This window comes from Shewanella phaeophyticola, from assembly GCF_025398315.1.
Classification (GTDB): domain Bacteria; phylum Pseudomonadota; class Gammaproteobacteria; order Enterobacterales; family Shewanellaceae; genus Shewanella; species Shewanella phaeophyticola.
The window spans coordinates 4,286,528-4,298,842 of sequence record NZ_JAODOQ010000001.1; the positions used below are offsets into that span (position 1 = coordinate 4,286,528).

Sequence of the window (12,315 nt, forward strand, 5' to 3'; positions counted from 1 at the left end):
AATGTTATGGCCTTTAATACTAATAAATTTAATGAAGATAGCCGAGTAAAAATCCCTGCAATTCTGCATCTAATGCGTCTAGGTTATAAGTACCTGTCACTTAAAGGGCAAAGCTGGGATCTCGACACTAATATCTTCCCTGACGTATTCAAAACCGCTATCGGCAAAATTAACCCTGATATTGAAGATGCAGAAGCGGGGCGCTTGTTAGAAGATGTAAAACTACTGCTTGATAACGAAGACTTAGGCAAAGCCTTCTTTGAGCGCCTGTCAGAGCGTTCAAATACTAAGCTGATCGATTTTGAAAACTTCAATAACAATACCTTCCATGTTGTTACCGAGCTAACGTGTCAAAACGGCGATGAAGAGTTCCGCCCAGATATCACATTGCTTATCAATGGGATGCCGTTGGTGTTTATCGAGGTGAAAAAGCCCAATAACCGCGAGGGTATTTTGGCTGAGCGTGACCGCATCAATAAACGCTTTCAAAACCCTAAGTTCAAGCGCTTTGCCAATATCACCCAGTTTATGGTCTTCTCCAATAATATGGAGTACGACGACGGCAATCCTGAACCTGTAGAAGGTGCCTTCTACGCCAGTAGTTCTTACCATAAACCGGTATTTAACTATTTCCGCGAAGAAGAAATCTTAAACTTAACCGCCTTGCTGAAGCCGGTATCGGATGATGACGAGCTAAAAGTCTTAAAAGATAATAATCTGGAAGTTATCCGTAGTAACCCAGAATTTCAAACCAATAAGCAACCCGAGCGCCCAACCAACCGCATTTGTACCTCTTTACTCAGCCGTGAGCGCTTAGCCTTTATTTTGCGTTACGCCTTGGCGTATGTGTCCGAGTCAGACGGACTACAAAAACACATCATGCGTTACCCGCAGTTATTTGCTACCAAAGCTATTGAGCAAAAGCTCAGCGAAGGTGTTAAAAAAGGTATTATTTGGCACACCCAAGGCAGTGGAAAAACCGCCCTAACGTTTTACAACGTACGCTTTTTAACCGACTACTTCCAAAAGCAGCAGGTCATCCCTAAGTTTTACTTTATTGTTGACCGCCTAGACCTACTGCAACAAGCGCAACGCGAATTTACCGCCCGTGGTTTAACCGTGCACACCATCAACTCACGGGATGCCTTTACCCGTGACATTAAAGCCACGCAGGTGATCCATAACCATTCTGGCAAGCCAGAAATTACCGTGGTAAACATTCAAAAATTTCAAGACGACCCAGATGTAGTCAGCACCAAAGACTACAACGTCACGATACAACGAGTGTACTTTTTAGACGAAGTACATCGTAGTTACAACCCCAAAGGTAGCTTTTTAGCCAACTTAAGCCAGTCAGACACCAAAGCTATTAAAATTGGCCTAACTGGCACGCCGCTATTGGGGGATGACTACAACTCACGCGCCTTGTTTGGTGATTACATTCACAAGTACTACTACAACGCGTCCATTGCCGACGGCTACACCTTGCGGCTCATTCGTGAGGAGATCAGCACACAATACAAAATTGAACTGCAAAAAGCCCTCGAAGAAGCCGAAGTGAAAATGGGCGATGTGGATCGCAAGCTGATTTACGCCCACCCAAGCTTTGTTGAACCCATGCTGACTTACATCGTAAACGACTTTGAAAAAAGCCGTGGCGCATTAAACGATACAACCATTGGTGGCATGGTCATTTGCGACAGCTCAGATCAAGCCAAGCAGATGTTTGACATTTTTAATGGCGTTTATGCTGAAACGCCTATACTGCCGCAAACACCCAATTCAAATAGCCAGCTACTCGAAGTCGCTGAGCCTGCGCCAACCAGTTATGCCGAGTCGGTTAAACAAGCGCAAAAGGTAAAAAACGCCGCCCTAATCCTGCACGACATCGGCACCAAAGAAGAACGCAAAAACTGGGTAGAAGACTTCAAAGCAGGCAAAATCGACTTTTTGTTTGTGTACAACATGCTACTCACCGGTTTTGACGCCAAGCGCCTGAAAAAGCTTTACCTTGGTCGGGTGATCCGCAAGCACAACCTGCTACAAGCGCTCACCCGGGTAAACCGCACTTACAAAGATTTCCGCTACGGTTATGTGGTCGATTTTGCCGATATACGTAAAGAGTTTGATGCCACCAACAAAGCCTATTTCGACGAATTACAGTCAGAATTGGGCGATGAAATGGAGCACTACTCGCACCTGTTTAAATCGCAGGAAGAGATCAAACAAGAGATCGAGCATATCAAAGACGTACTGTTCCGTTTTGATACCGACAACATGGAAGAGTTCTGCAATCAAATCAGCCAAATACAAGATCGCGACACCGTACTGGCGCTCAAAAAAGCCTTAGCCGATGCTCGCAGCTTGTATAACTTGATCCGTTTGCAAGGCGAGTATGACTTTCTCGATGAACTGGATTTTGCCAAGCTCAATGTGTTGTATCGTGAAACCAGTAATCACTTGGACTTACTCAATCTCAAAAACGACTTAGAAAGCGGCGAAGACACCAGTAACCTGCTCAACCGCGCCTTAGAAGACGTAATTTTCAAGTTTGTAAAAATCGGCGAAGAAGAGCTGGTTCTGGCCGACAAACTGAAAAACACCCTGCGCCAAACCCGCGAAGCTCTGGCCAGCAATTTTGACCAGCAAGACCCGCAGTTTATCAGCTTAAAAGAAGAGTTAGAGCGCCTGTTTAAGAAGAAAAACTTAAGCGAAGTTACTCAAGATGAAATGAATGCTAATATCGACGCTCTGAATAAAATTCATGACCGCGTCAAAGAGCTCAACCGCCAAAACAACCAGCTAAGGCAAAAGTACCTAGGCGATGCCAAATACACCCGTATTCACAAGCGCTTGCAAGAGCGCCAGCAAAGCCAAAGCGACATCAGCGAATCGGAGCGTAAAATCTTTGAAGCCTTAGCAGGCGTAAAACAAGATGCCGACGAGCAAGTGCTCAATAACAGCCAAGTGCTCGATAACGAAAGCTACTTTGAACGCCAAATGATGCCGCTGGTCATTGGTCGCTTTATGAAAGAGCAGCAAATCAAACTCAACGCCGACGCCTCACGTTATATCAATCACCTCGTCGTCGCGGAATACTTAAAAGAATTTAATACCGGCAGCCAAGCGTGGTAATGCGGGTAACACTGATTAGGAAGTAAAAACACAATGGTAAGGCTTTTTATATGGTAGAGCAGGAATTTCAGCAAAAAACCAAAACCTTAATTGATAGCTTAAAAAGCATCTGTGCCAACTATGGTTTAGGTAACGACGGCAACGAATTTAAAATCATTACTCAAACGTTTTTGTACAAGTTTTTAAACGACAAGTTCGCCTTTGAAGCGAAAAAGCTCGACGACAACATCGCCAAAGCCGACAAGTGGGAAGAAGCCCTCGCAGCCATGTCAGAAGACGACCTCGACATGCTGCAATTGCAAATGGGTGGCGATACCGCACGATTAAAACCGCAGCACTTTATTAGCTACCTATTTAGCCAACAAAACGCGCCGGACTTTGCCAAGCTGTTTGACGATACCTTAATCGACATTGCCATTACCAATAATGATGTGTTCGCGGTTAAAACCGATGGTGGTGCAAAAGTGGTGCTGTTCGACCGCATCAGCCAATACATTGCCGACGACTCAAAGCGCGATGCTTTCTGCCGCGCCATTATCAACAAACTGGTGGAATTCAGTTTTGAGCGTATCTTCACGCAAAAATTCGACTTCTACGCCACCATTTTTGAATACCTGATCAAAGACTACAACAGCAACTCGGGCGGTAAATACGCCGAATATTTTACCCCCCATGCGGTAGCACGCATTATGGCGGAAATTTTAGTGCCACAAGATCAGCGCGGCACAGTACGCAATGTGAGTTGTTACGACCCATCGGCAGGTTCGGGCACGCTATTGATGAATGTCGCCCATGCCATTGGTGAAAACCGCTGTAGTATTTATACCCAAGATATTTCGCAGAAATCTTCTAACTTGTTACGTTTAAACCTAATCTTAAATAACTTAGTGCACTCAATCCCGAATGTGATCCAAGGTAACACCGTGCTTCATCCCTATCATGTAGAGAGCACTAAGGATGGCAAAGAGCTAAAACGCTTTGATTACATTGTCTCTAACCCGCCATTTAAGCTCGATTTCAGCGACTTCCGCGATGAGCTCGACAGCAAAGAAAACAAAGAACGCTTCTTTGCGGGTATTCCCAAGATCAAGCCAAAAGACAAAGACAAGATGGAAATTTACCAATTGTTTTTGCAACACATCATTGCCTCACTCAAACCAAGCGGCAAAGCGGCAGTCGTAGTGCCAACGGGCTTTATCACTGCGCAATCCGGTATCGACAAAAAAATCCGTGAGCACTTGGTAAAAAACAAAATGCTCGCGGGTGTCGTTTCTATGCCTTCCAATATTTTTGCCACCACAGGCACTAACGTATCCATTTTGTTTATCGACGCCAGCAACGATGGCGATGTGGTACTGGTGGATGCCTCAAACTTGGGCGAAAAAGTCAAAGACGGTAAAAACCAAAAAACCGTATTAACACCAGCAGAAGAGCAGAAAATTATAGATGTGTTTAACGCTAAAGAAGCAGTAGACGATTTTTCTGTTGCGATCAGTTATGACGATATCGAAGCGAAAAACTACTCATTAAGTGCGGCCAGTACTTTGATGTCAAAATCGAATATGTCGATATCACCCCAGAACAGTTTTCCGGAAAGATGCAGGCCTTTACCAGCAACTTAGATAGTCTATTCAGCCAGTCTCGTGATCTAGAAGCTGAGATTAAAAAGCAGTTGGCGGGGTTGAAGTATGAGTAGCCAGTTTAATACATATCAATTAGGTGAAGTTGCTGAAATTATTGCTGGAGGCGATAAGCCGAAAGTATTTAGCCTAGACAAAAAAGCATCAGTCCGTGTACCTGTACTTGCAAACGCAGAAAAAAATAATGGTTTGATGGGATTTACGGATAACGCAAGAATCTTTGAACCTGCTGTGACTGTCGCAGCAAGGGGATCAAATGTAGGATTTGTTGCAGTTAGAAAAGAACCATTTTTCCCTGTAGTCAGATTGCTGTCTTTAATACCGAAAAAAGATCGTTTAAACGTTGACTATCTTTTTTATAACCTGAAGCAGAATCGAAAAACAGGCACTGGCTCTGGACAGCCTCAAATTACCATTCCAGATATCTCTAGCAAAACGATTTCTTTGCCACCTATTTCCGTTCAGCAAAAAGTAGCTGAAGTTCTTTCGGTATTAGACCAAAAAATCGAACTCAATAACCGCATCAACGCCGAGCTGGAAGCAATGGCCAAAACCCTGTACGACTATTGGTTTGTGCAGTTCGACTTCCCCGACGACTCACCACAAGGCCAACCCTACAAAACCTCCGGCGGCAAAATGGTCTACAACCCAACCCTAAAACGTGAAATACCGGCGGGGTGGGAAGATTCTACGATAGGTGAAATTGAACCCAATATTGTTACAGGGAAAACACCTTCGAAAGATAGTTCTGAGTATTTTGGCGGTAATGTACCATTTATCACAATTGGTGATATTCGAGGGAATACATATATCGTTTCCACCGAAGAAACACTTACAGCTAGTGGCGCGGCAACCCAGAAAAACAAATTTTTGCCAGAGGATAGTATTTGTGTAACCTGTATAGCCAGCCCTGGTTTAGTTGGTTTTGTGACCACACCGGCACAAACAAATCAGCAAATTAATTCTGTAGTTTGTAGTAATGAGATCAATAAATATTATTTGTATTTTGCTATTAAAGGGTACTTTGAGGGGGCAAAAGCTAAGACTGGTAACACTTTCTCAAATATGAATAAAGGTGACTTTAGTGCAATTGTAATTCTGAAACCATCAGATCAAGCATTGCGGGACTATCATCAGAAAGCTTACCCATTATTCGAAAAGATAAAGCTCAAGTCATTGGAAAATAAACAATTGGTTGAGCTTCGAGACTGGCTTCTCCCTATGCTAATGAACGGCCAAGTAACAGTAAAATAAGGAATACTGGCGATGACAATAAGCCAAATTGAGATAAGGAACATCAAAGGCATTTCAAATGAATGCTTTAAGGTGCAATTAAAAGCCTTTAAACCCAACCTTTTAGTTGCGCCAAATGGCTTTGGCAAAAGCTCAATCGCTACCGCCTTTTCATCTATGAATTCCAAGCGAATAGATCTCGCGGAGAACGACCAACATAAAGGGAACGATACGCTTGCACCTGAGCTGAGCATTACTATTGACGGACAGAAGTTTACTGCTGACATAACCCAAAATCAGATTCGACAACAGTTTGATGTGTTAGTGGTAAATAGTGGACTGACTCCTAAAGCGAAGAAAAACTACGGTCGAAATCCATCCGTTAGCCTTGAAATCAAGCCAATAACAATTTGCAAAATTCCCCCGAAAGCAGAATTTTCCTATAAACCAACTGCTGCTAAAGCCAACTTTGGTCAAAACGGAAAGATTCTGACCAACATCTCAGATCTATTAAAAGACTCAAGACTTTTGGATGCGATTCAGGGCGTCGATTTATCAAAATTCCCCCAGGTTCGCATTCAGACAGCAGTTAAAGCCATAGTCGACAAGGTGAACCAACAGAATGGAAGTGCAGCCGTCATATCCCAATGGATATTGGATAACTGTACTCAAGAGCTCAGAGCAGTACCAATTTTAAATAGCATCTCTGAACGATTAGTCCAGTATGGTGCTGCTGATTCTGAGATTGAAGGCTTCTTCGCGGCTTACCAGATTGCCAGCATACATGTAGCCGATCCTAAAACATTTTCAGCTGCAACAGACTGGCTATACTTCGTTACAGTCAAAGCTCATTATCAAGACTTGCTGGCCAACTTTAAAAGCTCTACTTGGCAATGGGCTAAAGTTGAAGAAACCAAAAAAAGAAAGAGCTGGTTATCAACTTCCCCAAAGCCCACCAATTATCGAACGGACAGCGAGACATCATCACGCTTGTGGTTCAGCTCCATAAAACCTTATACGAGGGCAGCAAGAAACCGCTCATATTGGTCATCGATGAGGTATTTGATTACTTGGATGACGCTAATCTAGTAGCCTTCCAATACTACGTCACTTCAATTATTGAAGAATACAAAGCACGTAACCAAGTAATTTATCCATTAATACTGACACACCTTGACCCCGGCGTATTCTTTGATTTCTGCTTTAACAAACATAAAATTCAGATTAATTACCTACTGTCTAAACCCATTGGCAAGTCTAAGGATATTTTGAGGTTAGTAGAGTTCAGAGATTCCGAACAGTATGAAGGTATGATCCGACCGATTAGGGATTTCCTCGATAAGCACTGGTTTCATTTTCATCCTGATGCACATGAGATAACAGATGAATGGCACCAGTTTTCTGCCCTATGAATGGAAAAGTTCTGTTTCATTCAAAGATTATGTCAATGATGAGCTTAACAGGTATCTGACCAGCAAAAACTATGATGCTGTCGCAGTTTGCTTCGCCGTACGGATTGCTATCGAGCACCATGTTTACTTCCTCTTGTCCGATACTGATGGGCAAGAAAAATTTATTGCGGAACATGGAACGTCCAACAAACTTGAAGTTGCTTCTAACGTTGGAATTGATATTCCTGAAAGCTATTTCTTACTTGGCATAATCTACAACACCAATTTACATTGGAATCAGGGGCGTGATTACGTATCTCCGCTAGTGTCCAAACTAATCCACCCAACAATTAGACAGTTAATTGCACATGTCGCATCGGCAGTGAATAGCTAGATTTGTGGTAAATATAGATTAAGGAGTATACAAAATGGCTAAAGACTTAACCGCATCATCACATGACCGTCAAAATATTATTAACAACCGCTTCGCCTTGCAACAAGCTGAGCAGCACTTAGGTTGGGGCGGTGTGACCTTTGAAGGTGAGACAGTATTCACCAAGGCTCAGGTGGTTACCTGTACGTGGTCGCAGACGCAAAGATAGAGCGTTACCTTACATTACCGGGAGAAGGTAAACTTTTAAATGGATGTTAAAGAACAAATGGATTTTGCCTATTATGCTAGGTTACAAGACGATGTTATCAGTCAAAAAGTAAAGCCTATCTATCACCAATATATTCAAGAAGGCATAATGCTAACTGATACTGTTGATGACAAGGATTCATTAAAACAGGCGTTACGGTGTTTTGAAAAGGCCTTAGCCTTGGCGTCTAAAAATGACTATACCAAAGCTTCTGCTTGCCATGAGTTAGGAGTGTTTTATTTTACTCATTTTGCGCACTTACCTGGTGCTCCTAATTCAAATTTAAATAAAGCCGTTTCATTCTTTTCTCGTGCAATTGAAAGCAAGCAACGACAACAATTTCCAGACAAACATGCCTCGAGCTTATCTCAGTTAGCGGCAACATATCGAAGAGCTGCCAATGAGCATCTATGGCACCTTAGTAAGCAAGAAAGTCTAATAAAATCTCAGCAGCTACACGAGGCGGCGTTAAGAGTGTTAGATGGCGATATTCCCATTTTTATTCGTTTAAACAGCCAATCAATCATATATTTTAATTTAGCTGCAACTCTACTCGATGCCGAAAAAGTTGCTGAGGCTTGTGATGCTCAAGCTAAGGCTTTCCATTGCTTCATGGGAGCTATTGAGTGGGCTCAATCAAATGTCCCATATTTAGGTTTAGAGGGCTCAATGTCCTTAAAATTTGATCAAATATTACCTATTACCTTTGCTCGGTTGAGTCACTTTTCCAACAATGATGAGCACAAACAACTTTGTCATTTTATTGGAGAAATAGCACCGTCGTTTGGTCTTGACCCTTTAGATTTTATGAGGGTTAATCCATACGTAGATATATCAAACCCTATTGTTGAAATTCAAAAACTTGTAAATGAGGCAGAGAGAAACAGCACTGTTGCTAATATTGAAAAGTTATCAGTGAAAATACATTCATTAATGACGAGTAGACAGTCTACTGAGACGGATCAAGAGTCTGATAGAGTCGGTGTTCTGATTCAACAGGCAAGTTCAGGTTTGGCTCGAATATTAGCAAAAAATAAAGACTTTTTACGTGCATTTATCACGCTTGAAAATACCAGTGGGATGCGTTTTTGTGAGAATGCGAGCTTGTGCTGGTTTTATGCTAAAAATCCAGTGGTACAAATGTTAGTAGAAACTAAAAGAAAGTTAGGTGGTGCATATTATGGTTTGAATGAACTTGCACTTATGTCTGGTGTAGTGGACAAAGATAAATTACATAAATATCTAACAGAAAGTGCTAATTTACTTAAATCAGCACCCCCTTAAAAATAACCAATTTTGATGAAAATGTATTCGATGATAATCAATATTCCCAAATAGTCGACATAGCGAGTAGAACCAAAGATCCTATCAACTATTTAAAAGAACAAGCCAATTTGTGCTTAGGTGATTTCAAAAAAGTGGGAGATTATATAGATAGGATGGACTCTGATTACTCCACTTCGAGACAACGTACTCAACAAATTATATTTGATAATTTAACCGAGGCCGTTCATGCACATCCCGAGCAAGTAATCGTTAAGATAGATATTGAAGATCAATATGATGATGCTTTGATTATTGTTGTTTATCTGCAAAATAACGAAATAATTGCTAATGGTTATTCTTTCAACTTACCCAAACATCTAATTAATAATGTTGCTGCATTTGTTGCCAATAACAAAGAGGCTAGTACAAATTGGGATTTAGACTTTATTGATTGGAAAAAGATACTTCCGGATCACTTAAGTAAAATTTCGCTGCTACCTTCATTTTTTGCTTCACATATACCTTGGATAGCAACAGGTAAAGCAGGAGAAAAGCTATATCAATTAGTTAGCGAGATAAATTGGCTACCTTCATTGATGTATTTATACGAACAAGTTAAATATTCAGATGAAAAAACTCAGTTTACTAGCTTAAGTGGTGGTGACACGTTATTTGAAAAACTCGCGGTACAAGCCTGTTCAGAAGTTAATGTTACTCAATCTATGGATGACGTTGTTAATCAGTTAACCCACTCTAGTGTTTTTAGTTTCTATGGGCACTGCGAGCATAAACATCCAGAAAGACCTTCATTATTATTTAGAGATTATGTTATTCGAGACGTTGAGATGCGTCTAGGTGTAAGAGGGGCTGAGCGTATAGAATTGTGGGCGTGCCAAAGCGGTTCTAATATCCCACTGCACTTTTTACCTAGCCAGGTTAATGAAGCCTTCGGTATGGACATGAGGATGCTAGAGTATGGCGCTAACACCGCAATAGGTTCTTTATGGGCAGTGCCTGAGTTAGTGACGGCGAACATTAAGGCTAAATACGATAAGCTTATTATAAGCGGTTTAGGGGCATCAGAAGCACTGCTTAGTGCTCAACGTTGGTGGGTTGAAAGTGGTGCCGATGACGAGTTAAATAAAATCACAACTATTGGTGAAAAAGAGTACCTAAAAACGCTTGGTTGCCATTATGAAAAAAACAAGCATTGAAAGCGCTTATGGGATACAGTGCTTGCTAGTAGTGCAAATAAGTCCAACTTTGATATAAGCGTTTTGGAGGGCTCATTTAAGCATCCTTCAGCCTGGTCAGGCATGCGTTTTTGTGGTTTAAGCGAACAGCAAAATGTTTTTATTCCTAGAGTAGAGTTGTCTTCGGATCAAAAGCGGGAAATGAGTGATTTAATTTTTAAAATGAATTTAAAAGCGGGCTTTGTAAAGAATGCGAGATAGCAATTTACCCATTACTGATTGGTCTATGATTGGTCGTCAAAACTATGTTGATGAAAATCGATTAGTTATTGTATTGGTCATTGAGCAAGCGCTTGAGGATTTTGATGAGAAAACAATCTCTATTGCTTTTGGTCATCAAGATACTGCAGCAGACAAAATTATAGACTTATTTTTACGTAGTCACTTTTGTGTCAGTCAGTTGCCGACAGCGATACCCAAAGATATTACATTGTTTAGCCAGTTGGCATTCTGGGTTCGTTATAAAACAGCAGGAAAGGTAAGTGTTGGGAACGGATCTTACAAGCAAGACTTAGATGACAGTATTTATGAACAATCCATATCTAACAACGTTTGTATGGATTCACATGTGCCAAAGTTGGCAAGAAACTTAAAAAAACTCAATCAACAAGTTGCCCCAGATTTGATTGGTTATTGGTTGCAAGCTAATAAAAAACTTTTAAATGAATTAGCTTTATCTGACGATTTATCGCAGGTTGTAGAAATAGAGAACGAGGTATCAGCCCCTCAAACAACTCGCTATAAGGTAGATGCTTCCTTTCGGTATTTGTATCAGTTCCTCAATATCGCTGAACATTTGGATACTGTGGCGCTCTATGAAAATAAATATTTTGTGAAAGGCCTTAATCGCCCCCAATACGTCTCAGGATATTCAGAAACCCATCAAACTAAGCACCAAGTTAGACAGACTATTAAGCATATAATTAATCGATTTCATGAAACATTTTCTGATGTGGACGATAAGGACTTTCTTACTCGTGCATTGTTTAAGACCATTGCCAAAAAAGCGGTGCTTGATGTGTATGAGATAAATAAGAATGAGCCAAATTATTCAGATTATGCTCACAAGCTGCTACAACTAAAAAATAAGCCATCAACAATATTGGAGCAGGTATCATGACATTGGATAAGTTATCGCTTGATGAAATGGTACAAGGCATAGAATCTGTTGATGAAAAGTGGGAAGACCTTTTATGTCACCACAATGCAGAAAAAATTTGGGCTGATGCAGTTAAGAGGCGAGAGAGTTTGAATGCGTTTTGCAGTCTAGCGGCAAGATGGCCTGCGATAGTTCATCAATATAAAAAATTAAAATCCTTTACTAAAAAAAGCACCAATGCACCACAAATTAGTCTTTGTGGCACTTAACTTCCAACCATTTAGCGCTGCCTTGAGTAGTGTATCAGATGAAGAGCAAGCCTTTTCACTTGACGTTAAATGGGGGGAGCACCAAATAGTATCGCTAGAGAAAGATATTCTGATTCAGTTCAATGGGGGCAGAGATATTAAGGTTTATTACTCTTTTTCTGATGGTGATGGAGTTATTGGTATGAATGACTCATGGGCCTTTAAGCTTGACGAGGGGGCTGTATTACTTACTTTTGTTGAAGGTGAGTCTTTAAGCAATGATTTTGAGTCGATGTTAAGCAATGCAGACTCAGTCGGGAGTGTTGTACTGCTACCGTCAAAATAAAAAGCGAAAAAAAATTAATTCACCAGCGTATAGAAGCACCCATAACAAAAAAGGTGCTTCAAA

At 41.2% G+C, this 12,315-nt stretch carries 12 protein-coding genes; all 12 read left to right on the plus strand.

The features are described 5' to 3' along the window. Positions 1-6 precede the first annotated feature (6 nt). The 12 genes from N4T56_RS19915 (at position 7) to N4T56_RS19970 (ending at position 12,252) form a co-directional block, all read left to right on the plus strand. A complete protein-coding gene (locus tag N4T56_RS19915) occupies positions 7-3,135 on the plus strand; it encodes a type I restriction endonuclease subunit R (protein ID WP_261734394.1) in 3,129 nt (1,042 codons plus the stop codon). Positions 3,136-3,185: 50 nt separating this feature from the next. Next, entirely contained in the window at positions 3,186-4,757 is a 1,572-nt protein-coding gene (locus N4T56_RS19920; RefSeq protein WP_261734395.1) for an HsdM family class I SAM-dependent methyltransferase, read from the plus strand. Between the two features lie 66 nt (positions 4,758-4,823). Continuing rightward, positions 4,824-6,029: a restriction endonuclease subunit S gene (locus N4T56_RS19925; RefSeq protein ID WP_261734396.1), complete on the plus strand. Its 1,206-nt coding sequence runs from the start codon at positions 4,824-4,826 to the stop codon at positions 6,027-6,029. 12 nt (positions 6,030-6,041) lie between these two features. Beyond that, a complete protein-coding gene (locus N4T56_RS19930) occupies positions 6,042-7,097 on the plus strand; it encodes a hypothetical protein (RefSeq protein ID WP_261734397.1) in 1,056 nt (351 codons plus the stop codon). 294 nt (positions 7,098-7,391) lie between these two features. Next, entirely contained in the window at positions 7,392-7,793 is a 402-nt protein-coding gene (locus tag N4T56_RS19935; protein WP_261734398.1) for a hypothetical protein, read from the plus strand. Between the two features lie 34 nt (positions 7,794-7,827). Continuing rightward, the gene (locus N4T56_RS19940; protein ID WP_261734399.1) at positions 7,828-8,001 is read left to right on the plus strand and encodes a hypothetical protein; all 174 of its coding nucleotides are present in this window, start codon (positions 7,828-7,830) and stop codon (positions 7,999-8,001) included. A 39-nt stretch (positions 8,002-8,040) separates the two neighbouring features. Further along, positions 8,041-9,324: a hypothetical protein gene (locus tag N4T56_RS19945; protein ID WP_261734400.1), complete on the plus strand. Its 1,284-nt coding sequence runs from the start codon at positions 8,041-8,043 to the stop codon at positions 9,322-9,324. A gap of 134 nt (positions 9,325-9,458) precedes the next feature. Further along, positions 9,459-10,520: a CHAT domain-containing protein gene (locus N4T56_RS19950; protein WP_261734401.1), complete on the plus strand. Its 1,062-nt coding sequence runs from the start codon at positions 9,459-9,461 to the stop codon at positions 10,518-10,520. 18 nt (positions 10,521-10,538) lie between these two features. Continuing rightward, on the plus strand, positions 10,539-10,760 hold the full coding sequence (locus N4T56_RS19955; RefSeq protein ID WP_261734402.1) for a hypothetical protein: 222 nt from the start codon (positions 10,539-10,541) through the stop codon (positions 10,758-10,760). Positions 10,761-10,785: 25 nt separating this feature from the next. Then, on the plus strand, positions 10,786-11,679 hold the full coding sequence (locus N4T56_RS19960; RefSeq protein ID WP_261734403.1) for a hypothetical protein: 894 nt from the start codon (positions 10,786-10,788) through the stop codon (positions 11,677-11,679). After that, positions 11,676-11,927 (plus strand): hypothetical protein, encoded by a 252-nt coding sequence (locus N4T56_RS19965; protein ID WP_261734404.1) that lies wholly within the window; start codon positions 11,676-11,678, stop codon positions 11,925-11,927. Before N4T56_RS19960 ends, N4T56_RS19965 begins: the two co-directional genes overlap by 4 nt. After that, positions 11,896-12,252, plus strand: a complete 357-nt coding sequence (locus tag N4T56_RS19970; RefSeq protein ID WP_261734405.1) for a hypothetical protein — start codon at positions 11,896-11,898, stop codon at positions 12,250-12,252. The genes N4T56_RS19965 and N4T56_RS19970 overlap by 32 nt, the downstream gene beginning before the upstream one ends. The last annotated feature ends 63 nt before the right edge of the window (positions 12,253-12,315 follow it).

Excerpts from the sequence above, each read along its gene's own strand:
- N4T56_RS19940 (WP_261734399.1), top strand. The coding sequence starts at position 7,828 with ATGGCTAAAGACTTAACCGCATCATCACATGACCGTCAAAATATTATT.
- N4T56_RS19920 (WP_261734395.1), top strand. The coding sequence starts at position 3,186 with ATGGTAGAGCAGGAATTTCAGCAAAAAACCAAAACCTTAATTGATAGC.
- N4T56_RS19915 (WP_261734394.1), top strand. The coding sequence starts at position 7 with ATGGCCTTTAATACTAATAAATTTAATGAAGATAGCCGAGTAAAAATC.
- N4T56_RS19965 (WP_261734404.1), top strand. The coding sequence starts at position 11,676 with ATGACATTGGATAAGTTATCGCTTGATGAAATGGTACAAGGCATAGAA.
- N4T56_RS19945 (WP_261734400.1), top strand. The coding sequence starts at position 8,041 with ATGGATGTTAAAGAACAAATGGATTTTGCCTATTATGCTAGGTTACAA.
- N4T56_RS19960 (WP_261734403.1), top strand. The coding sequence starts at position 10,786 with ATGATTGGTCGTCAAAACTATGTTGATGAAAATCGATTAGTTATTGTA.
- N4T56_RS19970 (WP_261734405.1), top strand. The coding sequence starts at position 11,896 with ATGCACCACAAATTAGTCTTTGTGGCACTTAACTTCCAACCATTTAGC.
- N4T56_RS19935 (WP_261734398.1), top strand. The coding sequence starts at position 7,392 with ATGAATGGCACCAGTTTTCTGCCCTATGAATGGAAAAGTTCTGTTTCA.
- N4T56_RS19925 (WP_261734396.1), top strand. The coding sequence starts at position 4,824 with ATGAGTAGCCAGTTTAATACATATCAATTAGGTGAAGTTGCTGAAATT.
- N4T56_RS19930 (WP_261734397.1), top strand. The coding sequence starts at position 6,042 with ATGACAATAAGCCAAATTGAGATAAGGAACATCAAAGGCATTTCAAAT.